Below are 25,459 nucleotides of genomic sequence, written 5' to 3'. Positions count from 1 at the left end.
TCGCTGCGGCAGTGCTCGACGTTCCTTTGCGCTGCGCTCGGCATGAACCGACCCCACCCGCTTCCTTCGCTTCGCTCAGTCCGCGACCTCCCCTCAAGGGGGAGGTGGGCGCCGGCGCACTTCATCGCCACCCTCCCTCATCCTGAGGTGCGAGCGTTAGCGAGCCTCGAAGGACGCACCTGTTCATCGCCACGCCCTGCATCGCAGTCTGGCCATTGTCAAAGATCGGGAAGCGGGGCGCATGGCCGTGCCTTCCTATGTTTAGTACGTGGCGCGACTTCCGCGCCCCGCTCGGTGTCTGTCCCGAAGTTGGCCGGTCACAACGCCCGCTCCATGTACATTCCATGGACAAGACGCCGCGGCTTCTCCGCATCCTGCGCGATCTGCCCTTGATCCTTCCACCACAAGCTTGTCGCTTGCAGCTTCCAGCCAGGGCATGCGGCCGCAGGACGCCGGCCTGTGTCGGGCCCTCGGGTTCCTGGCTACCACACCAGGGCGGGAGGTCACCGCCGCTCTCCCCGATCCCGGTTCCAGAACCCGGTCCCGCAAGAGCGATGAGGGGATTATGCGGGAGGGGTTTGAGGGTGGGGAAAGATTGGGGGTGAAAAAATGTGTGGGGTGAGTGGAAACAATGGGTTGGGTGGAAATGAGGTGGAAATCTTTCCCACAGTTTCCGCGTGCTTCAGCTTCGGCAGTTCTGCACCGCTGCGGCCTTCATCGATGTTCCGGCATGGATTCCCGACACTCTCCGCTCGTTCCTCGCTCACGAGGTCGAGAATGACGAATTGCGTTTGGGCTTGCCGCTAATCTTCGGCCTTGGTGAGTTGCCGGCACGGCAGCTAAGAATCGCTGCCGATTTCGGACGATTTGCGGGCGAGGCAACCAGCAAGCACAGCCCATCTCCAACGTCGGCGGCTTGCCGCTGGGCAACCAGTAAGCTCGTCATTCTCGACCTCGTGAGCGAGGAACGAGCGGAGAGTGTCGGGAATCCATGCCGGAACGCAGAAGAGCTTCGGCGGTACTGAACGCGCATCAATATCGGGACGAGGCCGTGCCTGCCGATGCTCGGAATGGGTCCCGGATAACCTCCGGGATGACGAACTTCATGGTTGGCGCCGCCAATCGCCAAGGTTGACGTTAGAAGTGCTGTCCTCTCTTCGTCATCCCGGGCGGAGCGAAGCGGAGACCCGGGATCCATGCCGGAATGCAAAAGAGCTTCGGCGGTGCTGAACGTGCGTCAATATCAGGACCGGGCCGTGCTTGACGACGATCAGGCCAATGGGTCCCGGATTACCTGCGCTTCGCTCCGGTTTCCGGGATGACGAACTTCATGTGCCGCCTGCGCTGATCGTCACCGATGGTGTTCTGAGCATCCTGTCACTGCAATGGTGACGATTGGCCGGCGAAGACAAATCCGTCGGACAAGATGAACATCACTCTTCCCCAACCATCACCGTCCGCGCCCCGACATGCAGCGCCCTGCCCGCGCCCCATCCCATGATTGCGGCGCCCAGACCGAGCGCTACGAAGAGAAATGCGGCGGCATGAAAACTGCCGGTCCAGCTGCGGATGAGGCCGACGAGCAAAGGGCCAACTGCTGCCAGCACATAGCCGACACCTTGTGCCATGCCCGAAAGATGCGCCGCGACATGGGAATCGGGTGAACGCAGCACGATGACCATCATGGCAGCCGCGATCAGCCCGCCCTGCCCGATGCCTTGCAGAACCGCCCAGAACAGCACCGTGGAAGTCGGCGCAAACAGAAAGCCGAGCAGCGCGACGACCGAAGCCGCGACCAACACCACATTGACGCCGCGCTGGTCCCTGAAGCGGACTGCCAGCGACGGCACCGCCAGACAGGTGACGACCTGCGTCATCACCGAAAGCGAAACGATGCCGCCGGCAGTCGCAGCATCGAAACCGCGTTCACGCAGCATCGGTGCGAGCCAGCCGAAGATGCAATAGGCAAGTGCGGATTGAAGCCCCATGAAAAACGTGACCTGCCACGCGAGCCGGTCGCGCCAGAGCCCGACGACGCGGAAGCCCGAATGAGCAGCCTGCGCCTTCCGTGCCAGAGCCTGCGGCGCAAAGATCAGCATCACGACCAGCGCCGGAACCGCCCAGGCGGCGAGCGCGCCCGACCATGAGCCGACGATGTGCTCGATGGGCAAGGTAAGCCCTGCGGCACCGGCGGCACCGCCGCAGAGCGCCATGGTGTAGAGCCCGGTCATGATGGCGGCGTGGCTGGAGAAATCGCGCTTCACCAACCCCGGCAGCAGCACATTGCTGACGGCAATTGCAGCACCCGCTAGGAAAGTGCCGGCAAACAGGATCGGCACAGATTCCAGTCCGCGCAAAGCCGTGCCGACGGCAAGAAGCAGCAACGCGCCGAGCAAAACGCGCTCCGCGCCAAAACGCTGGGCAAGCTTGGGCGCAAAGGGCGCGAAGAGGCCAAGGCAGAGGACAGGCAGCGTCGTCAGGATGCTGGCGCCGACCGTCGACAGGCCTGTTTCCTGGATGACTTCCGGCAGCAGGACCGACAGGCTGGAAAACAGCGGGCGCAGATTGAAGGCGATCAGCACGAGGTTCAAGCCAAGCATTATCTGTGCCGCGCGGCTGTGAAGCTGCGGCGGCAGCGGACGCGGAATGCTGTCTTCTTCGGCGTCGATGAGCTGGCTGTCTGCGGCATCCATCGCGGCAAGCTCGGCCTGCGCCTGCGGCCGGGGAAAGTTCTGGTTCATTGCGAAAGCAGCCGATCGAGTTCGAGAAGGACGGGCGCCATGAAGGCACGGACGGTGGCGGCGGCAATGTCGGGATCGCCCGAAGCGATGCCATCGACGATGGCCTCATGCGCCCTGGCATCGGGCTCGGGTAGGTCGCCGGCGAGCGTCGACTGGATTGTCTCGATGATTGCCGCAGAGAAGAAATCGTAGATTTCGACCATCGCCCGGTTGCCGGAAGCGGCAACGACGGCCTTGTGGAAGGCGATGTCGCGGCGGGCGAAAGCCTCGCGCCCGCCGTCTGCAGGCGTTCCGCGCTGCGCCAGCAGCCGGCGCATCAGTTCGATATCGGCGGGCGTGTGGCGGATGGCGGCAAGCCGCGCCGCCTCGACATCGAGTGCCGCGCGCGCCTCCCACTGGTCACGCAGGCCGGCGCGCTTGACGCGGCTCAATGTGCCGGCGGTGTCGACGGCGGAGCGCACATAGGTGCCGGATCCCTGCCGGGTTTCGAGAAACCCTTGCGAAACCAGCGCACGTACCGCCTCACGCACCGTGCCGCGGCTGACGGAGAGCATCTCGGTCAGCGTTGCTTCGTTGGGGATGCGCTCGCCCACGGCCCAGCGGCCATTGACGATTTCGAGCCGCACGCTTTCGGCGGCACTTTCGGTGAGATTGGTTCGGGTGGCAGGTTGCATGGCAAAGATTCATCAAGTCATCGGATGACTTGATGAATACGCCTCTAGCCACCAACCGTCAACTCGAACGGATTCCGGCTGGGTTTTCCGATGGATAGGCAGTCAAACTGAATCAGTTTGTGAAAAGCACGACCCCTCGTTGCGAGCTGTTTTTCCGAAACGACGCTACTTCAGCACAGTGTTTCGGCAAAGAACGTCGTCAGCCGCGACCAATGACGTTCGGCGCCCTTTTCGTTGTAGACGCCATGGTCGGCAATGCACCAGCCATGGTCCGAGCCGACATAGTTTTCGATGATGTGATCGACACCCGCTATGCGCAGCGCCTCGGCAAGCCGGCCGGACTGTTCCGGCGGAAAGCTGCCGTCGACGCCGGCGGTGCCGACATAGACACGCGCCTTGATCTTCGCTGCATTGTTGTGCGGGCTGTCGGGCGCATCGCTGGCAAGCCGCCCGCCATGAAAACTGGCTGCGGCTACGATGCGATCGGGATAGGCTGCGGCGGCATTCAGCGCGCGACCGCCGCCCATGCAATAGCCGACCGCGCCGATCGGGCCGGTCGCGCCATTCTCCGACAGGGCTTCGAGAAACGCCGCTGTGTCGCGCTGCGTCATCTCCTGCGTGGTGCCGCCAACCATGCCCATGATCTCGGCGCGCAGCTTCTCGTCGCTGAAGGCTGTCTTCGCATCATAAGGACCGTAAGCGCCGAAGCGGTAGAAGAGATCGGGTACGAGAACCGCATAGCCCTCGCCTGCCAGACGTTCGGCCATGTCGTAGAGTGCAGCGCGCGGCCCGAAGGCGTCCATATAGAGGATGACGCCGGCCTTGGAGGCGGTCGCCGGAAGAACCAGAGCCGCCTTGGCGGTGCCGTCTTCGGTCTTGATCTCGATCTCACGCATAGTCATTGGCTGCTCCTTTGCTCCGGTTCGACACATAGCGATCTGCCGTCACAGGGCCAAGACGGCGTCGGATTGCAGCGTTCAATAATTCGTGCGGGGAGAAGGCGCGGCTCGGCTTGTATCCCCGCCATATCTCTGAAAAATGGCGCGGCTAAATGAGGTCCCACATGAAAAATCGACTGCTGCCGGCGCTGTTTTGCCCGGTAATCTCCGCCATTTTTCTTGCCGGCTGCACATCCTCCGAGCCGCAGGATCTCGCCTATTCGCCGGCACCTCCGGCCGCTTCGATATCGCAGATCAACACTTCCGAAAGCCTGCCACCTCCGGGCCTCGCGGCAAACACGATGCCTTCGCCAACAGCCACACAGCCAGCCGGCACGATCCGGCCTGATGCAAATTCGGTTGTCGGGTTTCCCAGCCCGCCGCCTTGCCCGGACCCGGACGGTTGTGCGCCGAAACCCGTCGCCAGCGCCTGCCGCACGGTCGGCAACGTCACTACCTGCGACGCCCCTCGCGACCCCATGGCCGACGACACGCGCTACACCAACTGACCCGGCCACTCTCTACAGCCCGGCAAAGGCCTTCATGTGAAAGGCCTGCACCTCAGCCGCATAGCGATATTCCGTCCCATAGGGACAGGCGTTTCGGGCGATACAGCCGGCGTCGCGGCAAGGTGCTCCTTTAGGCCCACGCACATGCGACAGGCAGGTCTCATAGGCAAATCCGTCGGCGGAATATGCGCCGACTGGACAAGAGTTCAGGCAAGGTTTTCCGATACATGCATCGCAAAGATGAATCGGATTCTCAGGCGCCTGAATCGAAATCTCACGATCGAACAGCAGCGCCCCGCGATAGGCGTGCCAGAGGCCGTATTCGGGATGCATGAGGATGCCGAGCGGCGACGGTTTTAGTCCCTCGGCCCGCATCGCCCATTGCTGGAACGGCAGGAAGGGCCGGTCGGACGGCGAGACTGCACGCGCGCCGAATTCGTACGCCACCGCACCGATGACCTCGCGCGACCAGGAGTCGAGCGGGTCTTTCAGGTCACGCGGTTGTCTTTCCCACCAGCGCAGGAAATGCGGCCAAGGCGCGGAGCCTGTCTGCCCGACCAGAAGCACGGATTTTGCGGGGGCGTTGGAGGGGCCGGTGGGCGATTCCTCGCCAGCGCTGAAGTTGAAGCCGCCGCGCAGGACGAGGCCGTGGGCAGCGAGGGTGGTGGAGAGAGTTTCCGCTAGTTCCTGAAAGGCTTTCACCGCCCCTCATCCCCCTGCCGGGACCTTCTCCCCGTGAACGGGGAGAAGAAGGCTGGCCGCAACGTCTCCACTCTTCCTTCTCCACGTTCACGGGGAGAAGGTGGCCCGAAGGGTCGGATGAGGGGCAGAGCCAGCCGCGCAAGCACAACCTCACCCCTTGCCCGGGCCGGAGAAAGCGCTCCGCCAGACTTCCTTGTGAATGATTTTGGCGACTTTAGCCCCGCCTGAATCGGGCTCGCTTCAAGTGAAGGCGTCGGGCATCGATTCCTTCTTCTTGGCGATGAAATCGATCAGTCCGTCGTCGATGCCCTGGTCGAGCGCCGGTGCTTCGTAGGTTTCGAGCCAGCGCCGCGCGAGGTCGTTGGCGCGCTGCGGTGCGGTCTTCTGGCCCTCGGCCAGCCACTGCTCGTAGGAATTGTTGTCGGCAATCGAGGAACGGTAGAAAGCCGTCTGGAAATTCGCCTGGGTGTGGTCGCAGCCGAGATAATGGCTGCCCGGACCAACCTGGCGGATCGCATCCATCGCCTGGCCGTTTTCCGACAGATCGACGCCGTCGGCAAACTTCTGGCTCATGCCGAGCTGATCGATGTCCATCATGAACTTCTCGTAGCAGGAGGCGAGACCGCCTTCGAGCCAGCCGGCCGCATGCAGCACGAAATTGGTGCCAGCAAGCAGCGTCGAGTTCAGCGTGTTGGCGCTTTCATAGGCTGCCTGTGCATCGGGAACCTTGGAGGCGCAGAGCGAACCGCCGGTGCGGAAAGGCAGGCCGAGACGGCGGGCGAGCTGTGCTGCGCCATAAGACACCAGCGACGGCTCCGGCGTGCCGAAGGTCGGCGCGCCCGACTGCATCGAGATGGACGAGGCAAAGGTGCCGAACAGCACCGGCGCGCCGGGGCGGATAAGCTGGGTGAAGGAAGCACCTGCCAGAACCTCGGCCAGAACCTGCGTCAGCGTGCCAGCCACCGTCACCGGGCTCATTGCGCCGGCGAGAATGAAGGGCGTGACGATGCAGGCCTGGTTGTTGCGGGCATAGACTTTCAGCGCGCCGAGCATGGTTTCGTCGAAGACCATCGGCGAGTTGGCGTTGATCAGGCTGGTCAGCACCGTGTTCTGGTCGACGAAATCGTCGCCGAAGACGATCTTGGCCATCGCGATCGTGTCTTCGGCGCGCTCCGGCGCGGTGACCGAGCCCATGAACGGCTTGTCGGAATATTTGATGTGGCTGTAGATCATGTCGAGATGGCGCTTGTTGACCGGCACATCGACCGGCTCGCACACCGTGCCGCCTGAATGGTGGATCGACGGCGCCATATAGGCGAGCTTCACGAAATTGCGGAAATCCTCGATCGTCGCATAGCGGCGGTTGCCGTCGAGATCGCGCACGAAGGGCGGGCCATAGACTGGCGCGAAGACCGTGGCATTGCCGCCGATCTGCACCGAACGCGCCGAATTGCGCGCATGCTGCGTGTACATGGACGGCGCGGTCTTGAGCAGCGAACGCGGCAGGCCTTTGGGAAAGTGCACGCGCTCGCCTTTTACGTCCGCGCCGGCTTCCTTCCACAGCGCCAGCGCCTCGGCGTCGTCGCGGAACTCGATGCCGATTTCTTCCAGAACGGTGTCGGCATTCTTCTCGATCAGGGCGAGACCCTCCTCGTCGAGGACCTCGTAGACCTTGATCTTGCGGTTGATATAGGTCTGCTGCACGCCGGGGCCGCCGCCCGAACGCGCCGCGCGCCGCGCTGCCGCACCGCCGCTGGCGCCACGTCCGCGCCGTGCGTTGGAGGCTTCCTGCTCGGACAAGAGGTTATCTTCCATCGAAGTCATCCCTAGAAATCTGACATGGAGCGCTTTTTGCACCCTTGCTCCGGATCGTAGTCATGCCCCCTTAGCGAAACGGCCCGCCAGCGCCAAGACCTGTCGCAAAATCGACAAGAAAACCGATAAGTTGGCGGTCGCTTTCCTTTTGCAGGAAGTCGCAAATCAGCTATGGATTTGTACTGCTTGCGGGATAGGTATTGAAGCGAAATTGCGCGCCGCGCTGGATGGGTGCCTGCGGCCACGAGGAGCCTGAAAATGTCCGACGACGAAATCATCCTGTCCGAGCTTTCCGACGACGAACTCGTCCAGCAGATGCATGACGACCTTTACGATGGCCTCAAGGAGGAAATCGAGGAAGGCACCAACATCCTGCTCGAACGCGGCTGGGCGCCCTACAAGGTTCTGACCGAAGCGCTGGTCGAAGGCATGCGCATCGTGGGCGAGGATTTCCGCGATGGCATCCTGTTCGTGCCCGAAGTGCTTTTGTCGGCAAATGCCATGAAGGCCGGCATGTTCATCCTGCGCCCGCTTCTGGCCGCCACCGGCGCGCCCAAGCAGGGCAAGATGGTGATCGGCACGGTCAAGGGCGACATTCACGACATCGGCAAGAACCTTGTCGGCATGATGATGGAAGGTGCCGGCTTTGACGTGATCGACCTCGGCATCAACAATCCGGTCGAGAAATATCTCGCCGCGATCGAGGAACACCAGCCCGACATCATCGGCATGTCGGCGCTGCTGACCACGACCATGCCCTATATGAAGGTCGTGATCGACACGATGAAGGAAAAGGGCATCCGCGACGACTATGTCGTGCTCGTCGGCGGGGCGCCGCTCAACGAGGAATTCGGCAAGGCCGTCGGCGCCGACGCCTATTGCCGCGACGCGGCGGTGGCGGTCGAAACCGCCAAGGATTTCATGAAGCGCAAGCACAACGTCCGCGCTTCGGCCTGAATGAAAAAAGGCCGCACTCAAAGGTGCGGCCTTTTCCTATGACGGAATATTCAGATCAAGGACTACTCGACGGTATCCTCGACGGCATTGGCTGTCGACTTGACGTCCTTGCCGACGCCGCGAACTGTGTTCGCGCAGGCCGAGACGGCCAGGGCGCAGGCCAAAATCGCTGCAAGCGATGCAATACGTGACAGTTTCATGGACTGTGTCTCCCTCGTTGACTAAATAAATATGCGTTCAGGCGTCAATACGCGATCAGGAACGAATTCGAACCGAAGTGGTTCCATGGCGACCGCATCGAAGAGCACTCAAGGAGACAGGCTGCTGGTAATAGGCTGCGGCATGCTTGCGCGCGAAATACTTGCGGTGAAAGAGCAGCTTGGGCTCGACCATCTCGACCTGACCTGCCTGCCCGCCGAGTTCCACTACTATCCCGACCGCATCGCGCCGGCGCTCGACAAGGCGATCGTCAAGGCCAAGGCTGACGGCTATGGCCAGATATTCGTCGGCTATGCCGATTGCGGCAGCGGCGGCATGGTCGACCGCATATGCGAAAAGCACGGCGTCGAGCGCATGGACGGGCCGCACTGTTTTGCTTTCTACCAGGGCATGGAGGCGTTTCGCGCGATCGAAGACGGCGACATGATGTCCTTCTACATGACCGACTTCCTGTGCCGGCAGTTCGATGCCTTTTTCATCAAGCCGCTTGGGCTCGACCGGCATCCGGAACTGATCGCCGACTATTTCGGCAATTACGAGAAGGTCGTCTATCTCGCCCAGACCAATGATCCTGCCCTGGACAAGGTGGCGGAGGATGCTGCCAGGCTGCTTGGCCTCGCCTATGAGCGCCGCTTCACCGGCTATGGCGACCTGTCATCCTCCCTTGCCAAGGCGGCGCTTGATCATGATCCCGAAAAGTGGAATCCGGTTTTCGGATAAGATCATGATCAGGTAAAGAACAACGGCGTGATCACGATGCTGCCGGAATCACCGGCTCCCCTCGCCTGGAAACAAGGAGCCCACGATGGCATTTCGCAAAGCGCTTTTTTCTCTCCTGCTGGTCCTGCCTGCCTCTCAGGCGCTTGCCACCGGCGAGATCGAGAGCCTGATCACGCCGGCTGACCGCGCCCGGCTGGAAAAATACGAAGCCACGCGAACCGAGGCGATCGACGAGGCCAAGAAGGGCGGCGCAGCCGAAGATGTGGCGACGCTTGATGCGATCCTGGCCAAGCAGCCCGTTTCCTTCACCGACTTCGACATGACCGGCAACTGGCAGTGCCGCACCATCAAGGTCGGCGGCAACCTGCCGCTGGTCGTCTATGGCTGGTTCAAATGCCGCGTCACCGACGACGGTTCGGGCTGGACGCTGGAGAAGCTGAGCGGCTCGCAGCGCACCAAAGGCCGCTTCTTCACCGACAGCGATACCCGCCTCACCTATCTCGGCTCGTTCTTTGTCGCCGGCGACACGCCCAAGCGCTATCCGGCCAATCCCGACAGCGACCAGGCCGGCTACACCTTCCGCACCGGGCCGAATGAATGGCGCATCGAATTTCCGGCACCACGCTTCGAATCCAAGCTCGACATCCTCGAATTCAAGCGCTGAACCGCGGTTCACGGCAGCAATTTGTCACTTCGGTTAAGCCCGCAGTAAGCTGACCGTGCGATTGTCCCGCAGGCCCGCGCCGCAATGGCGTGGGCTCGCAGAAATCACCGTGACCGAATAGAATGACAGCCCACGCAGATAACAAACCGATCGTCATGGTGACCGAGGGTGGTCCTCACATCTGGGCGATCATCAATGCCGTGGCGAACGCCTTCGGGCCCATCACGGTCATTCTTGAAATACCGGAATCGAAGGCCGCACTCCTCAAGCGCCGGGCGCGCAAGCAGGGTTGGATTTCGGTCGGCGGCCAGGTCGCGACGATGATCGTCAATCGGCTGGGCAAGCGTTTCTTTTCCGGACATGCCGATCGCCTGATTGCCGACGCAAAGCTCGAAACCGAGCCCCGCCCCGGACAGAAGATCATCCATGTTCCGTCGGCCAATTCGCCGGAATTTCTCGCCGCGATCGCGGAAATCGAGCCGGCCGTGGTTTTCCTCGCCGGCTGCCGGCTGCTGTCGAAGAAGACGCTCGCGGCGATAAAATGCCCGGTGCTGAATTACCATGCAGCGATCAACCCGAAATATCGCGGCATGAACGGCGCCTATTGGGCGCTGGCCACGGGCGACGCTGAAAATTTCGGCTCTACGGTGCATCTCGTCGACGAAGGCGTCGACACCGGCGACGTGCTGTATCAGGTGCGCGGCAAGCCCGGCCCCGACGACAATCTGATGTCCTACGCGCTGCGACTGGCCTCATTGTCGCGCGAAATCTGCGTGCAGGCAGTCGGCGATGCGCTCGCCGGGCGCCTGAAACCGGTCGATACCGGCCTGCCCTCGATGCAATGGTATCATCCGCCGATCTGGACTTATCTCTGGAACGGCATCCGGCGCGGCGTCTGGTAGCCGTCGCTCCTTAAATCTCCTTTTCGCTCTGTTTCTTTGCGACACCGTGCGGCGTCGCTTTTGAATGCGCGCGCGTCGTCCCATAACAAGCAGCACCCCAACGGTTGCGGCAATGCTGAAGACAAGAGGAAAGCGAGATTTCAATGGCCGATCTGATTATCGTCTACTGGCGCGACATCCCCGCCCAGGTCATCGTCAAGAAGGGTCGCACCAACGCCAAGCGCGAATTGCCGCTGCGTTTCACCGAGGCCATCGACATGGCCGCGATGCGTTCGGGTGCGGCCGAGACCGACGCCTATCTCGCCGAGTGGCGCAAGGCCGAGCCGCTGCCGGTCAGCGACGATCTCGAGGCAGAGGCGGACAAGGCCGTCGCCACGATTGACAGCGACTATACCCGCGAGCGGCTCGTGGCTTTGGCGAAAGCAGGCGGGACAGAAGAAAATGTCTGAAAACCAGCCGGCGGTTACCCAGGCCACTTTGGTCAAGAAGGCAGCGCCGAAAAGCGACTACAAGCCGGCCGACGTGTCGCCGCAGCGGCGCGTCCAGCGCTCCTATGCGATCAGGCTGTGGTCGATCCGCCATTCGCGCCTGCTCGAATGGTTCTATGCCCGCTTCGCCGACACGTTCCTGCTGCTCCATCCCCTCTGGAAGGGCATCGGCTACGCCCGCGTCGAAGCACCGGTGAAGTTTATCGAGAAGCGGGCGAAAGGCTTCATGTTCGACTGCCGCATGTGCGGCCAGTGCATCCTGTCCTCCACCGGCATGTCGTGCCCGATGAACTGCCCCAAGCAATTGCGCAACGGCCCCTGCGGCGGCGTGCGCGCCAACGGCAACTGCGAGGTCGAGCCGGACATGCCCTGCGTCTGGGTCAAGGCGTGGGAAGGCTCGCGCAACATGGTTGCCGGTGACGCGATCCTGAACGTGCAGAAGCCGGTCGACCAGTCGCTGCGCGAAACCTCGGCCTGGCTGCGCGTGACGGCGCAGGCGGCCATGGCGAAGGAACAGGCCAAGACCACGGAGGGAGCCTCGGCATGAACCCGCCGCGCCCGCCACAGATCGACGAGAACCCTGCCGGCATCGACCTGCCACTCGACCGCCTGCCCGGCCATTCCTCGCGCGGCCGGCTGGAACGCGTGCTGCGCCGCGGCGAGTTCGCGGTGACCACCGAGCTCAACCCGCCTGACAGTGCCGATCCGGAAGACGTCTACAACCGCGCCAAGATTTTCGACGGCTGGGTCGACGCCATCAACGCCGTCGATGCTTCGGGCGCAAACTGCCACATGTCGTCGGTCGGCATCTGCGCGCTGCTGACGCGCATGGGCTATGCCCCGATCATGCAGATCGCCTGCCGCGACAAGAACCGCATCGCCATCCAGGGCGACGTGCTCGGCGGTGCCGCCATGGGCGTGGCAAACATGCTCTGCCTCACCGGCGACGGCGTGCAGGCCGGCGACCAGCCGGGCGCCAAGCCCGTCTTCGACCTCGACTCGATGTCGCTGCTGGAAACCATCCGCATCATGCGCGACAACGGCAAATTCCTCTCGGGCCGCAAACTGACCACGCCGCCGCAGCTTTTCCTGGGTGCTGCGGTCAATCCCTTCGCCCCGCCCTTCGATTTCAGGCCTATCCACCTGGGCAAGAAGATCGCCGCCGGCGCGCAGTTCGTGCAGACGCAGTATTGCTTCGACGTGCCGATGTTCCGCACCTTCATGGAGCGCGCCCGCGATCTCGGCCTGACCGACCAGGTTTTCGTCCTGTGCGGCGTCGGGCCGCTCGCCTCGGCCAAGACCGCCAAGTGGATCCGCTCCAACGTGCCGGGCATCCATATTCCGGATTCGATCATCGCACGGCTGGAAGGCGCGCAGGACCAGAAGAAGGAAGGCAAGCAGCTCGCCATCGATATCATCAACGAGGTGAAGGAAATCCCCGGCGTTTCAGGCATCCATGTGATGGCCTATCGCCAGGAGGAATATGTCGCCGAGATCGTCGATGAATCGGGCGTGCTGAAGGGCCGCCAGCCGTGGAAGCGCGAAGTGCGCCGCGACGACCAGCTTGTCGCCGACCGGCTCGACCATCTGCTGCATGACAACGTGACCGAAACCCAGGTCGACATGGTGAAGACCGCCCACTGAGCGCCTGCTTGATCGAAACGAGAAACGATATAAAGAAGTCTTTATATCCTTACGGAGAAGTTCATGACCCGCACGATCGTCGCCTCGGCGACCCGAGAAATCATCATCGGCTTCGACCAGCCCTTCTGCGTGATCGGCGAGCGCATCAACCCGACCGGCCGCAAGAAGCTGGCCGCCGAGATGATCGCCGGCAATTTCGAGACCGTCATCAAGGACGCGCTCGAACAGGCCGCCTGCGGCGCCACCATGCTCGACGTCAATGCCGGCGTCACCGCCGTTGACCCGAACGCCACGGAACCGGCGCTTCTGGTTCAGACGCTGGAGATCGTGCAGGGCCTGGTCGACCTGCCGCTTTCCATCGACAGCTCGGTGTCGGCTGCAATCGAGGCGGCTCTGAAGGTCGCCAAGGGCCGGCCGCTGGTCAATTCCGTGACCGGCGAGGAAGAAAAGCTCGAAGCGATCCTGCCGCTGATCAAGAAATACAACGTTCCGGTCGTCGCCATCTCCAACGACGAGACGGGCATCTCCATGGACCCCGACGTGCGTTTCGCCGTTGCCAAGAAGATCGTCGAGCGCTGCGCTGATTTCGGCATTCCGGCGCATGACGTGGTGGTCGACCCGCTGGTCATGCCGATTGGCGCGCTGGGCGATGCCGGCCGCCAGGTTTTTGCCCTGCTGCGCCGCCTGCGCGAGGAGCTCAAGGTCAACACCACCTGCGGCCTCTCCAACATCTCCTTCGGCCTGCCGCACCGCCACGGCATCAATGCCGGCTTCATCCCGATGGTCATCGGCGCCGGCATGACTAGCGCCATCATGAACCCGGTGCGGCCGCAGGAAATGGAAGCCGTGCGCGCCGCCAACGTGCTCAACGGCACCGACGCCAACTGCACCAACTGGATCAAGACCTACAAGGACTACAAGCCAGCCGAGGGCGGCCAAGCGATTGCGGCTCCGACAGCCGTCAACGCACCCGGCGAAGGCGCCGCCAATGGCGGCCGCCGGCGTGGTGGTCGTGAAGCGCGGATGGCGCGGGGGTGATGGTTGTTGTGCGTCCTTCGAGGCTCGCCCATCCGATTTCGCGCCAATGTCTTGTGCGTGGTCGAGGGCTCGCACCTCAGGATGAGGGAGGTTTTTGCCATTCCTCCCAAGAATTGAAATGCCATGCTTACAGCGGCTTGCGTGAGAACCACGCTTCGAAGAGCACAGTAATGACGTTGGTGCGTCCTTCGAGGCTCGCCCATCCGATTTCGCGCCAATGTCTTGTGCGTGATCGGGGGCTCGCACCTCAGGATGAGAGAGGACAGCGCCCTGTCCCTACCCATTCTTGTTGTGCTTGCCTTTCAGAATTTGGTGTGACGTGCACCCACCGCCCTCATCCTGAGGTGCGAGCCCGTACGGACGGCCAGCGATTTGCCCGACATTCGATGGGCGAGCCTCGAAGGACGCACCTATTCCGCCTTCGAAATCAAATGTCCTCGCCGGGAAAGCTCGGGCAGCGCTTCGTATGCAAGGGCGATCACCGCTTCCTTTTTTTTGCGCGACCAACCTTTCAGCTGCCGCTCGCGCGCGATTGCGTCAGTGATCCGGTCATAGGTCTCGGTAAACACCAAAGTTACAGGTCTTCTGCGCGCCGTATAACCGTCGATAGGCAGGTTGTTGTGCTCCCAAACTCTGGCTTCGATTTCCTGCTTGGTCGACCCGACGTAGTAGGAGTTGTCGGCACAGCGCAGTATGTAGACGGTCATTTCGAACGGCATGATTTTCGCTTCGCAAAACCAAGGGTGCGTCCTTCGAGGCTCGCTTCGCGAGCACCTCAGGATGAGGGAGGTTTGTGTGCTTCACGTCAAGTTCTGAAACCCCGGCGTAACGGAAACTGGGCGAAATATGGCTTCAACCTCCCTCATCCTGAGGTGCGAGCCCTCAACAAGGCATCAAGGATTCGCTCTGCTTCAGACGGGCGAGCCTCGAAGGACGCACGATAAATGAACTCTCCCGCCAATATCACCGATCCGCTCGTGCTGTTCATGCCTTCGGGCAAGCGCGGGCGGTTTCCGGTCGGCACGCCGATCCTTGATGCCGCGCGCACGCTCGGCGTCTATGTCGAGAGCGTGTGCGGCGGGCGGGCGACGTGCGGGCGCTGCCAGATCGAGGTGCAGGAAGGCAATTTCGCCAAGCACAAGATCGTCTCGTCCAACGACCACATCTCGCCCAAGGGCGCCAAGGAACAGCGCTATGAAAAGGTGCGCGGCCTGCCCGAAGGCCGCCGTCTCTCCTGCTCGGCCACCGTCCAGGGCGATCTCGTCATCGACGTACCGCAGGACACCGTCATCAATGCGCAGGTGGTGCGCAAGGCGGCCAGCGACCGCGTCATCGAGCGCAATGCGGCAGTCCAGATGTGCTATGTCGAGGTCGACGAGCCTGACATGCACAAGCCGCTGGGCGACCTCGACCGGCTGAAGGTGATGCTTGAAAAGGATTGGGGCTGGAAGGATCTGCTGATCGCCCCTCATTTGATCCCGCAGGTTCAGGGCATCTTGCGCAAGGGCAACTGGGGCGTCACCGCTGCCATCCACCGCGACATGGATTCGTCGCGGCCCTTCATCATCGGGCTTTTCCCCGGCCTGAAGAACGAGGCCTATGGCATTGCCTGCGACATCGGTTCGACGACGATCGCCATGCATCTGGTGTCGCTGCTGTCCGGCCGCATCGTCGCGTCCTCCGGCACGTCGAACCCGCAGATCCGCTTCGGCGAAGACCTGATGAGCCGCGTCTCCTATGTGATGATGAACCCCGACGGGCGCGAGGCGATGACCAAGGCCGTGCGCGAGGCTGTCAACACGCTGATCGGCAAGGTCTGCGAGGAAGGCGGTGTCGACCGTCACGACATCTTCGACTGCGTCTTCGTCGCCAACCCGATCATGCATCACCTGTTCCTCGGCATCGACCCGACCGAACTCGGCCAGGCGCCGTTCGCGCTTGCCGTGTCGGGCGCGCTGCAATTCTGGGCGCATGAGATCGACATCGACGTCAATCGCGGCGCGCGGCTCTACACGCTGCCTTGCATCGCCGGCCATGTCGGCGCGGATGCTGCCGGCGCGACATTGTCGGAAGGCCCGTATCGTCAGGATAAGATGATGCTGCTGGTCGATGTCGGCACCAATGCCGAGATCATCCTCGGCAACCGTCAGCGCGTAGTCGCCGCCTCGTCACCGACGGGTCCGGCTTTCGAAGGCGCCGAGATTTCATCTGGCCAGCGCGCCGCACCTGGCGCAATCGAGCGCGTGCGCATAGACCCGCTGACGCTGGAGCCGAAATACCGTGTCATCGGCGTCGAACAATGGTCCGACGAAGAAGGCTTCGAGGAAGCCTCCTGGGCAACCGGCGTGACGGGCATCTGCGGCTCGGCGATCATCGAGGTCGTCGCCGAAATGTACCTGGCGGGCATTATCTCGGAAGACGGCGTGGTAGACGGCTCGCTCGCCGCGACCTCCCCGCGCATCATCCAGAATGGCCGCACCTTCTCCTATCTGCTGCGGGAAGGACGACAGGGCGAACCGCGCATCACCGTCACGCAGAACGACGTCCGTGCCATCCAGCTTGCCAAGGCTGCCCTCTATGCCGGCGTGAAGCTGCTGATGGAAAAGCAGGGCGTGGAAACGGTCGATACGATCCGCTTCGCCGGCGCGTTCGGCTCCTTTATCGATCCGAAATACGCGATGGTGCTCGGCCTGATCCCCGATTGCGATCTCGACGAAGTGAAGGCCGTCGGCAACGCAGCCGGCACCGGCGCGTTGATGGCGCTGCTCAACCGCAATCACCGCCGCGAGATCGAAAAGGAAGTCGGTCTGATCGAGAAGATCGAAACGGCGCTGGAGCCGAATTTCCAGCAGCTTTTCATCGATGCGATGGCGCTGCCCAACAAGGTCGACCCGTTCCCGAAACTGTCGGCCGCCGTCAAACTGCCGCCACGCAAGACGGTGAGCGAGGATGGCGTTGCCGGTGACGCAACCCCGCGCCGGCGTTCACGCGAGGAACGTGCGGCGCGGCGAAACCGGGACTAGCTGTTAGAGACTGTTTGATAACTCGCCCTGCCGAGGCATATGGCGTGGTTTTCGAGAACCGGAGCGGAGCGTACATTTAGTACGTGAGCACCGGAAGCGCAGAAAACTGCGTCAGATGACCGGCAGGGTAGAGTTAGCGAGCGGTCTCTCAGAACTTGCCGGTTTCGCGGAATAGCTCGAACGCCGCGCGGATGTGATCGGCCACGGCGCGCACCGGCGCGCTAGCGTCGGGTGCTACGACCATCGCCAGGCTGTAGGTGCCGATGTCGGGCATGCCATCCTTGGAACCAAGCTCCATCAGATCGCCGCCGATGAAGGAGCGCGGCAGCGGCGCAACGGCAAGATCGGCCAGGATCGCGGCGCGCTGGCCGGCGGTGTGCGCGCTCATATAGGCGACGCGATAGTTTCGCCCTTCCCGGCCGAGTGCTTCAACCGCACCTGCCCGCCAGGCGCAGCCCTCTTCCCACAGCGACACCGGCAGCGGCTCGCGCAGATGCGCACAGCCGCCCTTGGCGCCGGCCCAGACGATCGGCTCGGTCAGAAGCGTTTCGGCGCCTGCCATGCTGGTCTTGTAGGAATTGGTGATGAGGGTGATGTCGAGCGTACGATCGTCCATGCGCCGCCACAAATGCTTGCTCTGGTCGATGGTGACGTCGACTGCGATGGATGGGTGCGACTGGGCGAAGCGCTTCAGCACATGCGGCAGGATGCGTTCGCCGTAATCGTCCGGTGAACCGAGGCGCACGACACCGACGATATCGGGAATGATGAACTTCGACACCGCCTCGCGGTTGATCGACAAAAGCCGCCGCGCATAACCCAGCAGGACCTCGCCATCATTGGTCAGCGTCACAGAGCGCGCATCGCGCGAGAACACCGAGCGCCCGAGAATATCCTCCAGCTTCTTGATCTGCATCGAAACGGCCGACGGCGTGCGGAAGACGGCGTTGGCGGCGGTGGTGAAACTGCCGGTCTCGGCAATCGCCACGAATGTCCGCAACACATCAAGATCAAGCACCGGCAGCGGATGATTGAGTGGGGCTGTCATCGCTCTAACCCTTCAATTTTTCTGATCTGAAGCATCATTCCATTTCGTTTGATTGAACCTCAGAACAGGAGGATAGTCAAGACCGTGAAGAGAGGCCGACGGGCATGGACACCAGGATCGACCTCAAGATGCGAAAGCCCACAGCGATATCTTTTCCGTGGGGCAACCGAGAGGAGAATAAAATGTCTATTTTGTCGACGATCGGCCGCTTTGCCGCCGAATACTCTGCCACCCGCAACCGCTTTCTGACAGAACGCCAGGTTCGTTCGCTTCCTTTCGAAATCCAGAAGGATATCGGCTGGCCGGATAGCTACACGCGGCGCGACGTTACTCGCTCGTCACTTGGCGCATGGGCCGGGAGCAAGTAATTGTGCATAGCCAAATCATGGCCTGCCGGACCCTCTTACAGAAGACCGGCAGGCTTTTTCTTTGCCTCGACCTTGCCACAAAGTAGACATGGCAGCCATGCGCGGCACGCATGACGCATATGAAGCAGTCGCATAGCCGGTTAATTTCATCGTTAAATACTTGTAATTGCTTATTTTATCAGCATGCGGCGCACAAAAACACCGCAGATGATGTCGCTTTTCGCATCAAGTAGTTCGTTTTCTCCACTTAACTTCCGCAACAGACCATCTATATGAGCGGCATCAAACGAGCTGCCCCACTCCATCAAGCGAAGGCACCCCGTGTAACCACTACGCATGGAGAAGTGTCATGAAGTTTTTTTCCCGTTTCCTGAAGGGCAGCCGCCGCGAAATGAACCTGACGACTGCGCTTGAGCGCCAGCGTCTCGACAGGACGATGCCTGGCCAGTCCGGCGCTGTTGCCGCCGCCCGCCTCGGCTTCCTGATCCGCTAATTAAAAACCATACTTAAGGCCCTGGTTGCAGGGCCTGACTTCCAGCAGCCGCGCAGGCCAAACAGCCCGCGCGGCTTTTTCTTTGGAACAAGCCGGCATGACCTTAGGTGATGCAAATAGGCCCATGTCGCAAATTTAGTTTTCGGCAGGCCCTCTACCCCATTGACAGCAATGGTTTTTCCTGATGACGCTTTGCTGTTCGCGACATCAGGTTCGCGCCATCTTCGGTCTGCGTGAGGGTTCCTTGAACGCCGTAAAACATCCGATCAAACGATCGCTTGTCTTTTTCCTCGTGCCTGATTTCACGATGATCGCCTTCGCGACAGCGCTCGATCCGCTCCGCTCGGCCAACCGCATGCTCGGCTACGAGGCCTATAAGTGGCGGCTTGCCAGCATCGACGGAAAGCCCGTCAGCGCGTCGAATGGCGTGCAGTGCGCGGTCAACACCTCGCTGGAAGAAGAGCGCAAGAAGATGGCCGGCCCTGACCGCCCCTCCATGGTGGTAGTCTGCAGCGGCATCAATGTCGAAAAATACCAGAACAAGTCGGCCTTCGCCTGGCTGCGCGAGGAATATAATCGCGGCGTCGCCATCGGCGGCCTCTGCACCGGCGCGCATGTGCTGGCGGCAGCCGGCCTGCTGTCCAACAAACGCTGCGCAATCCACTGGGAAAACCTGCCCGGCTTCTCGGAAGCCTTCCCCAAGGCCAATGTCTTCGCCGACCTCTTCGAGGTCGACCAGAACATCTACACCTGCGCCGGTGGCACTGCAGCACTCGACATGATGCTGAAGCTGATCGGCGACGATTTCGACGACAATCTCGTCAACCGCGTCTGCGAGCAGGTGCTGACCGACCGCGTGCGCAGCCCGACGGACCGCCAGCGACTGCCGCTGCGGGCGCGTCTCGGCGTCCAGAATTCCAAGGTTCTGACCATTATCGAACTGATGGAGGCCAATCTCGCCGAACCGCTGTCGCTGATCGAGATTGCCGATCATGTCGGCCTGTCGCGCCGCCAGATCGAGCGTCTTTTCCGCACCGAGATGGGCCGCTCGCCGGCGCGCTATTATCTTGAGATCAGGCTCGACCGCGCGCGCCACCTGCTGATCCAGTCATCGATGCCGGTGGTGGAAGTGGCCGTCGCCTGCGGCTTCGTCTCGGCGTCGCATTTTTCCAAATGCTACCGTGAGCTTTATGCGCGCTCGCCGCAGCAGGAGCGTGTCGACCGCAAGCAGCTACTGGCTGCCTGAGGTCGGGCAGAGCCTTCACCAGGAGTCGCAGTAGCACTCGGCCGACGATATCCCGTCACTCCAGTTACCGATATTGTGATCGTCGCGATTGAATTCCCGCTCGTTGCCCCTCATGCGGGAATGTTGATAAGCCATCAGCGTGCAGCCGCGCGCGACGCGGATCGAGGTAACCCGGTCGTTCCAGAACTGGCCGTTGCGAAAACTGACCGCCTGCCCCGACTGCATCGGCAGGGCACGCCCCCGATAATTGTTGTGCTCATACATCACGCATGCGGCATCTTCATCATATTGGGCAGCGGCGCTGCCGACCATCAGCACAGACGCAAATGCCGCAATGGCTACACGTTTCATGATTCTCATTTCCCTCTCAGGCTGTGTCCCCAAAACTTAGAGATGCGATCCTCGTGGCCAAACTTTGGCGGCAAATCCGGGGAAGTCGGCCACCTTCTCCCCCAAGGGGAGAAGGGAAAACTCAGCGGCTCTCCCACATCCAGGAGCGGTCGCGCCACAGCTTTTCGCCGACCATGCAGTCGTAAGGTGCTGTGGCCTGCGCCAGAACGACCGGAAGCCCCTGCTCCGCCTCTGCACGCCATGGCTGCGACCACGGGCCGGCCAGTTCCAGCACCAGCTTGCGGCGGATCGCTTCCGGGAACTGTTCCCAGTCATTGACCGGGATCATGAAGGCTCCCGGCCCGCCGATGACGCAGTCCTTGTAGTATTTGTCGAGCTCGGCGACATCATAGGCACTGGCGAGCCCGCCATTGGTCATCAACGGCAGGCCGTTGATGGTGATGCCCTGCCGCACCAGCGCATCGCGAATGCCCTGCACGGGCGCACCCTGGTTGTTGGGTCCATCGCCGGAAACGTCGATCACGCGCTTCATGCTGGTGAAGCCGCTCTCCGCGAAAAGGTCGCCTCCGAATTCCAGCGCGCCCGAGATCGAGGTGCGCCGCGCGCTGTTTGGCGGACTGGCCGAAAGCTGTGCTGCGACACGCTCGGCATCTTCTCGCGTTGCGATGACAGTCCACGGCACGATGACATGCTGGGTGGACGCGCCTGCCCATTCGAAGAAAGTCACCGCGATCTTGCCATGAACGCCATCGGCAATCGCCTGCAACACATCGTTGTGGGTAAGGGCTGCGGCATAGCCGTGACGCTGGATTTCAAGCTCGTCCGGCGACATAGACAGCGACACGTCAACGGCCAGTACAAGCTCGATATCGACCTGCTCGGCAGCAAAACCCTGTGGCGCGAAGAGAAGTGTCAGCGCAAGGGCTGCGCCGCCTGCAAGAACATGTCTGATGCGAAGCAAGCGAGACATGAATCGAAGGTACGCGAAAATCTGCGGTTGAAAAGAAAGCCCGGTTTTTTGCCGGGCCTTTTCCGTTCACATTTTCGCGATTGCTGGAATTTTGCCAGGCGCCATGTCGCTCCGGCGCCGGCTGCTCATGGATCGTACATCCGTTGCCGCCCACGATCGCCCTGCCACAGTTTTTCGCCGATCATGCAGTCGTAAGGTGGCTTGCCCTGCGCCAGTATCACAGGCGGCCGCTTTTCGTTGTGCGAAGGCGGCGTATTGGCAAGTTCGATGAGAAGCTTGCGGCGGATAGCCTCCGGAAACTGCTCCCAGCCATTGACCGGCATGACGAATGAGCCCGGCCCGCCAATCACGCACTCGCTGTAATAGGTATCGAGGTCCGCAACTTCATAGGGCAGCAGCTCAGTGCCTGCCGCCATCACCGGCAGTCCGTTGATGGCGATCTTCTGCTGAACGACGGCATCCCGCGCCGCATCGACCGGCCGCCCTTCATTGTTCGGCCCATCACCGGAAATATCGATGACCCGCTTGAAGCTCTTGAAGCCGCTTTCCGCAAACAGATCGGCGGCGAAATGCAGCGCGCCCGAGATCGAGGTTCGCCGCGACTGGCGCGGCGGCTCGGCTGAAATGCGTTGCGCAACCCGTTCGGCATCCTCACGGCCTGCGATCACCGTCCAGGGCACGATAACATGCTGCGAGGTGCTGCCGGCCCACTCGAAATAAGTGAGCGCTATTTTGCCATGCGCACCGTCGGTAATCGCCTCCAGAACACGCGGATCCGTCAGCGCCGTCGCATAGCCGCGCCGCTGGATTTCCATCTCGTCGGGCGACATCGACAGGGATACATCGACGGCAAGCACCAGCTCGATATCGACCTGTTCGTCGGCAAAACTCTGCGGGGCGCAAAGAAACGTCAGCGCAAGTGCTGCGCTGGCTGCTAGGACATGCCTGATGCGGGGCAAACGAGACATGTCCTGCAAGGTACATGAAAACCAACGGTTGAGAAGACGGTGGATGCGCGAGGAATCTTCGTCTTAATGATGAGAGCCAGCGCTGCCCCTCACCTGCCTGCCGGCATCCTCTCCCCGTATAGGGACGGGGAGAGGAAGGCTGGCCGCAACGTCGACGCTCCCCTCTCCCCGTCCTTCACGGGGAGAGGGTAAGGGTGAGGGGCAGCGCAGACCTTACCGACCAAGTCCCATCGCCGCAAAAACCTCTAGCTTCGCGGCTTGAGGTTCTCCGGGTCATACAGCGGCTTGTAGCCAACGGCAGCCACTTCCACCGGATAGGTCTCACCAAAATACTCGACGCTCAGTTTGCGGCCTTCCTGGCAGTAGGCCCAGGGAAGGTAGGCAAGCGCGATGTTCTTGCCGAGGGTCGGGCCGTAGGCGACGGAAGTCGTGTAGGAGCGGCGGCCGAGTTCATCGATCAGCACAGCGCCGGTGTCCGCGTCGATGACCGGCATCGTGCCGACGGGATAGCGCTTCACGCCCTTGCTGTCAGTGTTCTCCGTCATGACGAGTGTGCAGAGCATGGCGGGCTGGTGCTCGCGCGCCTTGTATTCCAGATGCTTCGCCTTGCCGCGGAAATCCGCTTCCTTGACCTTCGGACGGGCAAGATCGGCCTCGATGAGGTTGTACTGCGTCAGGAGATCGCCGTTCTGCAAGCGCAGGCTCTTTTCCATGCGGCGCGAGTTCGCGTAGGTCTCGACACCGAAGGCCATGACGCCCGTCGCGCGCAACGCATCCCAGACGGCAAGGCCGTCCTCGTACTTCATGTGCAGTTCCCAGCCCTGCTCGCCGACATAGGAGATGCGGAAGGCGGTGACCGGCTTGCCGGCGATTTCGATCTGCTTGATCGCGGCGAAGGCGAAGTTTTCGATGTCGAGGCCGGCTGGGTCGGCGACCACCTTTTTCAGCGTATCGCGGGCATTCGGTCCCCATATGCCGACGGTGATGAATTTTTCCGAGACGTCGGTGATGGTGACGTCGAGGCCACGATCTTCGGCAACGCGCTTCATGTAATGGAAGTCGCGCGGGCCGGCATCGGCGCCGTTCACGAGGCGGCAGCGGTCGGCCAGGCGGAAGACGGTGAAGTCGGCGCGCACCATGCCCTCGTCGTCGAGGAAGTGGGTGTAGACGCCCTTGCCGATATTGCCGTCGCCACCGATCTTGGCGGCGCAGAGCCATTCGAGAAGCTCGACATGATCCGGCCCTTCGATATCCACCATGTGGAAGTGCGAGAGATTGACGACGCCGCAATCCTCGCTCATCGCCAGATGCTCGGCATTGGAGACGCGCCAGAAGTGGCGATTGTCCCATTCGTTCTCGCGCACCGGCACGCGGTTGCCGTATTTTTCCAGAAGGTGCTCGTTGGCCTTGTAGCCATGCGCACGCTCCCAGCCGCCGAGTTCCATGAAGTAGCCGCCAAGCTCGACTTCGCGGTCATAGAAGGGCGAGCGCTTGACGTTGCGGCCGGTGGCATAAGGTTCGCGGGTGTGCACGGCCGGGAAGTAAATCTTCTGGGCAGCCTCGTAGGTTCGGCCCTCGATGAATTTCTCTTCGAGCTGGTGCGGATAGAAGCGCGCATAGTCGATGCTGTTGTGGTCGATCTCGGTGCGGCCGTCCGTCATCCAGTCGGCGATGAGCTTGCCGTAGCCGGGACCGTCCTTCACCCAGATGGCGACGCAATACCACAGGCCGCGCACCTTCTGGCTCTCGCCGCAGGAGGGGCCGCCCGCAGCCGACACCTGAAGCAAGCCGTTGAAGGAGTGGCTTTCATTGTATCCGAGTTCGCCCAGGATCGGCGTCAGTTCCATGGCCTTTTCGAGCGGCTCCATGATCTGTTCCATGTCGAGGTCGCGCTGCGAAGGCGACAGGCGCGCCTGGTGCTTCTCGAGAATGTCGCGCGGATGGCAGAGGCGCGGATTGGTGGTCTCGTAATAACCCCACTCGATCTGGCCGCCTTCGGTGGTCTTCGGATCGCCGGTGTCGCGCATATAGGCGGAGTTGCCCTGGTCGCGCAGCAGCGGGTAGCCGATCTCCTTGCCCGTCCCTTCGAACTCGTTATAGGGGCCGAAGAAGGTCAGCGGATGGTCGACCGGCATCACCGGCAGGTCCTCACCGACCATCTCGGCGATCAGGCGGCCCCAGATGCCGGCGCAGACGATGACATGATCGGCATGAATAGTGCCGCGATGCGTGACGACGCCCTTGATGCGGCCATTCTCGACGAGGAGCGAGGTCGCCGGCGTGTTGCCGAAGACCTTGAGCTTGCCGGATTTTTCGGCGGCATCGACCAGCTTGCCGGCAACCGTCTGCGAGCGTGGGACGACGAGGCCGGCATCGGGATCGAACATGCCGCCCATGACCTGATCTTCCTCAATCAGCGGGAACATCTTCTTGATTTCAGCCGGAGAAACGTAGTGCGCACGGGTGCCAAACGCCTTGGCGGAGGAAAGCTTGCGCTTGATCTCTTCCATCCAGGTATCGTCGCCGGTACGCGCGACTTCCAAGCCACCGATGCGGGCGTAGTGGCCCATCTTCTCGTAGAAATCGATGGAATACTGTGTGGTCCACACCGAAAGATAGTCGTGGCTGATCGTGTAGCAGAAGTCGGAGGCATGCGCCGTCGAGCCGATGTCGGTCGGGATGCCGGACTTGTCAATGCCGACGATATCGTCCCATCCGCGCTCGATCAGGTGATGGGCGATCGAAGCGCCGACGATCCCGCCCAACCCGATGATGACGACCTTCGCCTTTGCCGGAAACCCTGCCATTGCCCGCGACTCCAAAGTGGTAATGCGGGCAGACTATAGGGCGAGCGGGCAGCGCGATTGCAGCCTGTTTGCGACATTCCAAAAAAGCCGAGCGACGGGCCGAAGCTTAAGTTTTCAGTGCGTCCTTCGAGGCTCGCTTTGCGAGCACCTCAGGATGAGGGAGGTTGGTACTTC

The 25,459-nt window shown here is 61.8% G+C and carries 25 protein-coding genes; 13 read left to right on the top strand and 12 right to left on the bottom strand.

The window, feature by feature from the left end:
• Window positions 1-1,433 precede the first annotated feature (1,433 nt).
• The 3 genes from DZG07_RS11180 to DZG07_RS11170 all read right to left on the bottom strand — a co-directional run bounded on the left by DZG07_RS11180 (window position 1,434) and on the right by DZG07_RS11170 (window position 4,317).
• Complete coding sequence (locus tag DZG07_RS11180) at window positions 1,434-2,741, bottom strand: CynX/NimT family MFS transporter (protein ID WP_119816992.1); 1,308 nt, start codon at window positions 2,739-2,741, stop codon at window positions 1,434-1,436.
• Window positions 2,738-3,415, bottom strand: a complete 678-nt coding sequence (locus tag DZG07_RS11175; protein ID WP_119816989.1) for a FadR/GntR family transcriptional regulator — start codon at window positions 3,413-3,415, stop codon at window positions 2,738-2,740. The genes DZG07_RS11180 and DZG07_RS11175 overlap by 4 nt, the downstream gene beginning before the upstream one ends.
• 170 nt (window positions 3,416-3,585) lie before the next feature.
• A complete protein-coding gene (locus tag DZG07_RS11170; RefSeq protein ID WP_119816986.1) occupies window positions 3,586-4,317 on the bottom strand; it encodes a dienelactone hydrolase family protein in 732 nt (243 codons plus the stop codon).
• Window positions 4,318-4,478: 161 nt separating this feature from the next.
• Between DZG07_RS11170 and DZG07_RS11165 the strand changes: the two genes are divergently transcribed.
• A complete protein-coding gene (locus tag DZG07_RS11165) occupies window positions 4,479-4,862 on the top strand; it encodes a hypothetical protein (RefSeq protein WP_119816983.1) in 384 nt (127 codons plus the stop codon).
• A gap of 12 nt (window positions 4,863-4,874) precedes the next feature.
• Here DZG07_RS11165 and DZG07_RS11160 read toward each other — a convergent pair whose 3' ends face one another.
• Both DZG07_RS11160 and DZG07_RS11155 read right to left on the bottom strand, forming a co-directional pair.
• Window positions 4,875-5,564 carry a 4Fe-4S dicluster domain-containing protein gene (locus tag DZG07_RS11160; protein WP_119816980.1) on the bottom strand — a complete coding sequence of 230 codons (690 nt, stop codon included), beginning with the start codon at window positions 5,562-5,564 and terminating at the stop codon, window positions 4,875-4,877.
• Window positions 5,565-5,804: 240 nt separating this feature from the next.
• Window positions 5,805-7,379: a trimethylamine methyltransferase family protein gene (locus DZG07_RS11155; RefSeq protein WP_091915109.1), complete on the bottom strand. Its 1,575-nt coding sequence runs from the start codon at window positions 7,377-7,379 to the stop codon at window positions 5,805-5,807.
• A gap of 258 nt (window positions 7,380-7,637) precedes the next feature.
• Here DZG07_RS11155 and DZG07_RS11150 point away from each other — a divergent pair, with 258 nt between their 5' ends.
• Window positions 7,638-8,336, top strand: a complete 699-nt coding sequence (locus tag DZG07_RS11150) for a B12-binding domain-containing protein (RefSeq protein ID WP_091915042.1) — start codon at window positions 7,638-7,640, stop codon at window positions 8,334-8,336.
• Window positions 8,337-8,398: 62 nt separating this feature from the next.
• Here the strand turns inward: DZG07_RS11150 and DZG07_RS11145 are convergent, their stop codons facing one another.
• Window positions 8,399-8,536 (bottom strand): entericidin A/B family lipoprotein, encoded by a 138-nt coding sequence (locus DZG07_RS11145; protein ID WP_091915040.1) that lies wholly within the window; start codon window positions 8,534-8,536, stop codon window positions 8,399-8,401.
• 85 nt (window positions 8,537-8,621) lie between these two features.
• On the opposite strand from DZG07_RS11145, the gene DZG07_RS11140 reads away from it, so the two are divergent.
• The 7 genes from DZG07_RS11140 (at window position 8,622) to DZG07_RS11110 (ending at window position 14,011) form a co-directional block, all read left to right on the top strand.
• Window positions 8,622-9,275 (top strand): DUF1638 domain-containing protein, encoded by a 654-nt coding sequence (locus DZG07_RS11140; protein ID WP_119816977.1) that lies wholly within the window; start codon window positions 8,622-8,624, stop codon window positions 9,273-9,275.
• An 85-nt stretch (window positions 9,276-9,360) separates the two neighbouring features.
• Window positions 9,361-9,939, top strand: a complete 579-nt coding sequence (locus DZG07_RS11135) for a DUF4893 domain-containing protein (protein ID WP_119816974.1) — start codon at window positions 9,361-9,363, stop codon at window positions 9,937-9,939.
• A 122-nt stretch (window positions 9,940-10,061) separates the two neighbouring features.
• Window positions 10,062-10,841 carry a formyl transferase gene (locus tag DZG07_RS11130; RefSeq protein ID WP_119816971.1) on the top strand — a complete coding sequence of 260 codons (780 nt, stop codon included), beginning with the start codon at window positions 10,062-10,064 and terminating at the stop codon, window positions 10,839-10,841.
• 143 nt (window positions 10,842-10,984) lie between these two features.
• Window positions 10,985-11,290 (top strand): virulence factor, encoded by a 306-nt coding sequence (locus DZG07_RS11125; protein ID WP_119816968.1) that lies wholly within the window; start codon window positions 10,985-10,987, stop codon window positions 11,288-11,290.
• A complete protein-coding gene (locus DZG07_RS11120; RefSeq protein ID WP_091915030.1) occupies window positions 11,283-11,876 on the top strand; it encodes a methylenetetrahydrofolate reductase C-terminal domain-containing protein in 594 nt (197 codons plus the stop codon). The genes DZG07_RS11125 and DZG07_RS11120 overlap by 8 nt, the downstream gene beginning before the upstream one ends.
• Window positions 11,873-12,973 (top strand): methylenetetrahydrofolate reductase, encoded by a 1,101-nt coding sequence (locus DZG07_RS11115; RefSeq protein ID WP_119816965.1) that lies wholly within the window; start codon window positions 11,873-11,875, stop codon window positions 12,971-12,973. The genes DZG07_RS11120 and DZG07_RS11115 overlap by 4 nt, the downstream gene beginning before the upstream one ends.
• Window positions 12,974-13,036: 63 nt before the next feature.
• Window positions 13,037-14,011 (top strand): methyltetrahydrofolate cobalamin methyltransferase, encoded by a 975-nt coding sequence (locus tag DZG07_RS11110; RefSeq protein WP_091915026.1) that lies wholly within the window; start codon window positions 13,037-13,039, stop codon window positions 14,009-14,011.
• A gap of 410 nt (window positions 14,012-14,421) precedes the next feature.
• Here DZG07_RS11110 and DZG07_RS11105 read toward each other — a convergent pair whose 3' ends face one another.
• Window positions 14,422-14,730 (bottom strand): GIY-YIG nuclease family protein, encoded by a 309-nt coding sequence (locus DZG07_RS11105; RefSeq protein WP_119816962.1) that lies wholly within the window; start codon window positions 14,728-14,730, stop codon window positions 14,422-14,424.
• A 225-nt stretch (window positions 14,731-14,955) separates the two neighbouring features.
• Between DZG07_RS11105 and DZG07_RS11100 the strand changes: the two genes are divergently transcribed.
• Window positions 14,956-17,034 (top strand): ASKHA domain-containing protein, encoded by a 2,079-nt coding sequence (locus DZG07_RS11100; protein WP_119816960.1) that lies wholly within the window; start codon window positions 14,956-14,958, stop codon window positions 17,032-17,034.
• Window positions 17,035-17,182: 148 nt separating this feature from the next.
• Here the strand turns inward: DZG07_RS11100 and DZG07_RS11095 are convergent, their stop codons facing one another.
• Window positions 17,183-18,082 (bottom strand): LysR substrate-binding domain-containing protein, encoded by a 900-nt coding sequence (locus tag DZG07_RS11095; RefSeq protein ID WP_091915023.1) that lies wholly within the window; start codon window positions 18,080-18,082, stop codon window positions 17,183-17,185.
• Between the two features lie 182 nt (window positions 18,083-18,264).
• Between DZG07_RS11095 and DZG07_RS11090 the strand changes: the two genes are divergently transcribed.
• From DZG07_RS11090 to DZG07_RS11085, 3 genes are all read left to right on the top strand, one after another.
• Complete coding sequence (locus DZG07_RS11090; protein ID WP_119816957.1) at window positions 18,265-18,450, top strand: hypothetical protein; 186 nt, start codon at window positions 18,265-18,267, stop codon at window positions 18,448-18,450.
• A 349-nt stretch (window positions 18,451-18,799) separates the two neighbouring features.
• A complete protein-coding gene (locus tag DZG07_RS23845; RefSeq protein WP_091915021.1) occupies window positions 18,800-18,943 on the top strand; it encodes a hypothetical protein in 144 nt (47 codons plus the stop codon).
• Window positions 18,944-19,250: 307 nt separating this feature from the next.
• Window positions 19,251-20,189 (top strand): GlxA family transcriptional regulator, encoded by a 939-nt coding sequence (locus tag DZG07_RS11085; protein ID WP_348272907.1) that lies wholly within the window; start codon window positions 19,251-19,253, stop codon window positions 20,187-20,189.
• 15 nt (window positions 20,190-20,204) lie between these two features.
• Here DZG07_RS11085 and DZG07_RS11080 read toward each other — a convergent pair whose 3' ends face one another.
• The 4 genes from DZG07_RS11080 to DZG07_RS11065 form a co-directional block, all read right to left on the bottom strand.
• Window positions 20,205-20,540 (bottom strand): beta/gamma crystallin domain-containing protein, encoded by a 336-nt coding sequence (locus tag DZG07_RS11080; RefSeq protein WP_091915020.1) that lies wholly within the window; start codon window positions 20,538-20,540, stop codon window positions 20,205-20,207.
• A gap of 121 nt (window positions 20,541-20,661) precedes the next feature.
• On the bottom strand, window positions 20,662-21,510 hold the full coding sequence (locus DZG07_RS11075; protein ID WP_119816954.1) for a DUF1194 domain-containing protein: 849 nt from the start codon (window positions 21,508-21,510) through the stop codon (window positions 20,662-20,664).
• A 125-nt stretch (window positions 21,511-21,635) separates the two neighbouring features.
• Window positions 21,636-22,478: a DUF1194 domain-containing protein gene (locus DZG07_RS11070; RefSeq protein WP_119816951.1), complete on the bottom strand. Its 843-nt coding sequence runs from the start codon at window positions 22,476-22,478 to the stop codon at window positions 21,636-21,638.
• Window positions 22,479-22,723: 245 nt separating this feature from the next.
• A complete protein-coding gene (locus DZG07_RS11065; protein ID WP_119816948.1) occupies window positions 22,724-25,285 on the bottom strand; it encodes an FAD-dependent oxidoreductase in 2,562 nt (853 codons plus the stop codon).
• Window positions 25,286-25,459 lie beyond the last annotated feature (174 nt).

This window comes from Mesorhizobium sp. DCY119 (assembly GCF_003590645.1).
Classification (GTDB): domain Bacteria; phylum Pseudomonadota; class Alphaproteobacteria; order Rhizobiales; family Rhizobiaceae; genus Mesorhizobium_M.
The sequence above is the reverse complement of the archived record's forward strand: the minus strand, read 5'-3'. Positions and strand labels throughout refer to the sequence as shown.

Excerpts from the sequence above, each read along its gene's own strand:
- DZG07_RS11180 (WP_119816992.1), bottom strand. The coding sequence starts at position 2,741 with ATGAACCAGAACTTTCCCCGGCCGCAGGCGCAGGCCGAGCTTGCCGCG.
- DZG07_RS11175 (WP_119816989.1), bottom strand. The coding sequence starts at position 3,415 with ATGCAACCTGCCACCCGAACCAATCTCACCGAAAGTGCCGCCGAAAGC.
- DZG07_RS11170 (WP_119816986.1), bottom strand. The coding sequence starts at position 4,317 with ATGACTATGCGTGAGATCGAGATCAAGACCGAAGACGGCACCGCCAAG.
- DZG07_RS11165 (WP_119816983.1), top strand. The coding sequence starts at position 4,479 with ATGAAAAATCGACTGCTGCCGGCGCTGTTTTGCCCGGTAATCTCCGCC.
- DZG07_RS11155 (WP_091915109.1), bottom strand. The coding sequence starts at position 7,379 with ATGGAAGATAACCTCTTGTCCGAGCAGGAAGCCTCCAACGCACGGCGC.
- DZG07_RS11150 (WP_091915042.1), top strand. The coding sequence starts at position 7,638 with ATGTCCGACGACGAAATCATCCTGTCCGAGCTTTCCGACGACGAACTC.
- DZG07_RS11145 (WP_091915040.1), bottom strand. The coding sequence starts at position 8,536 with ATGAAACTGTCACGTATTGCATCGCTTGCAGCGATTTTGGCCTGCGCC.
- DZG07_RS11140 (WP_119816977.1), top strand. The coding sequence starts at position 8,622 with ATGGCGACCGCATCGAAGAGCACTCAAGGAGACAGGCTGCTGGTAATA.
- DZG07_RS11135 (WP_119816974.1), top strand. The coding sequence starts at position 9,361 with ATGGCATTTCGCAAAGCGCTTTTTTCTCTCCTGCTGGTCCTGCCTGCC.
- DZG07_RS11130 (WP_119816971.1), top strand. The coding sequence starts at position 10,062 with ATGACAGCCCACGCAGATAACAAACCGATCGTCATGGTGACCGAGGGT.
- DZG07_RS11125 (WP_119816968.1), top strand. The coding sequence starts at position 10,985 with ATGGCCGATCTGATTATCGTCTACTGGCGCGACATCCCCGCCCAGGTC.
- DZG07_RS11120 (WP_091915030.1), top strand. The coding sequence starts at position 11,283 with ATGTCTGAAAACCAGCCGGCGGTTACCCAGGCCACTTTGGTCAAGAAG.
- DZG07_RS11115 (WP_119816965.1), top strand. The coding sequence starts at position 11,873 with ATGAACCCGCCGCGCCCGCCACAGATCGACGAGAACCCTGCCGGCATC.
- DZG07_RS11110 (WP_091915026.1), top strand. The coding sequence starts at position 13,037 with ATGACCCGCACGATCGTCGCCTCGGCGACCCGAGAAATCATCATCGGC.
- DZG07_RS11105 (WP_119816962.1), bottom strand. The coding sequence starts at position 14,730 with ATGCCGTTCGAAATGACCGTCTACATACTGCGCTGTGCCGACAACTCC.
- DZG07_RS11100 (WP_119816960.1), top strand. The coding sequence starts at position 14,956 with ATGAACTCTCCCGCCAATATCACCGATCCGCTCGTGCTGTTCATGCCT.
- DZG07_RS11095 (WP_091915023.1), bottom strand. The coding sequence starts at position 18,082 with ATGACAGCCCCACTCAATCATCCGCTGCCGGTGCTTGATCTTGATGTG.
- DZG07_RS11090 (WP_119816957.1), top strand. The coding sequence starts at position 18,265 with ATGTCTATTTTGTCGACGATCGGCCGCTTTGCCGCCGAATACTCTGCC.
- DZG07_RS23845 (WP_091915021.1), top strand. The coding sequence starts at position 18,800 with ATGAAGTTTTTTTCCCGTTTCCTGAAGGGCAGCCGCCGCGAAATGAAC.
- DZG07_RS11085 (WP_348272907.1), top strand. The coding sequence starts at position 19,251 with ATGATCGCCTTCGCGACAGCGCTCGATCCGCTCCGCTCGGCCAACCGC.
- DZG07_RS11080 (WP_091915020.1), bottom strand. The coding sequence starts at position 20,540 with ATGAAACGTGTAGCCATTGCGGCATTTGCGTCTGTGCTGATGGTCGGC.
- DZG07_RS11075 (WP_119816954.1), bottom strand. The coding sequence starts at position 21,510 with ATGTCTCGCTTGCTTCGCATCAGACATGTTCTTGCAGGCGGCGCAGCC.
- DZG07_RS11070 (WP_119816951.1), bottom strand. The coding sequence starts at position 22,478 with ATGTCTCGTTTGCCCCGCATCAGGCATGTCCTAGCAGCCAGCGCAGCA.
- DZG07_RS11065 (WP_119816948.1), bottom strand. The coding sequence starts at position 25,285 with ATGGCAGGGTTTCCGGCAAAGGCGAAGGTCGTCATCATCGGGTTGGGC.